Here is a 450-nt window from a genome sequence, read left to right as displayed (position 1 = left end):
GTTGGGTACGCGCTGAAACCTTCAAGCTGCAGGACATAAACTATGAACAGGCTCCACAGAACTTCAGCAAGCTGCTGAAAGAAGTTGAAGGTCCAGTCATGAGTCAGCTACTGAAGGAGGAAGTTCTCTTTCTGGATAGTGAGCCATGGTCTAAAAAGCGTCCAGCTTCCAAAGTTCAACCAGCAGAAGATCAGACAATTCCAACTGAAGACTTTAGTCAAGCAGAAGATGTTGCAGAAAGCTCTCAGAAGCATATTGTTTCTGAAGTCTCTCAAGCTGCTTTGGACAGGCAGACTCTTGAAGAGCTGAAGCAAAATGATATTCGTCTGCAGCAAAGAATGGATGAGAATGATCAATGGATGAAGGAAAGGATGGACGTGCAAGACAGTAAGATTGATACAGTAGTCAGCATGGTGCATCAACAGAAGGAAACTGCTGATCAGATTAAGA

The 450-nt window shown here is 44.0% G+C and carries 1 protein-coding gene; it reads left to right on the top strand.

Annotated elements, in window-relative coordinates; translation table 11 throughout:
* On the top strand, positions 1–450 hold a 450-nt coding region (locus VSR34_RS38605), incomplete at both ends, for a hypothetical protein (RefSeq protein WP_342965257.1).

The organism is Paraburkholderia sp. JHI2823 (assembly GCF_038900695.1).
In the GTDB taxonomy this organism is placed as follows: Bacteria; Pseudomonadota; Gammaproteobacteria; order Burkholderiales; family Burkholderiaceae; genus Paraburkholderia; species Paraburkholderia mimosarum.
The sequence above is the reverse complement of the archived record's forward strand: the minus strand, read 5'-3'. Positions and strand labels throughout refer to the sequence as shown.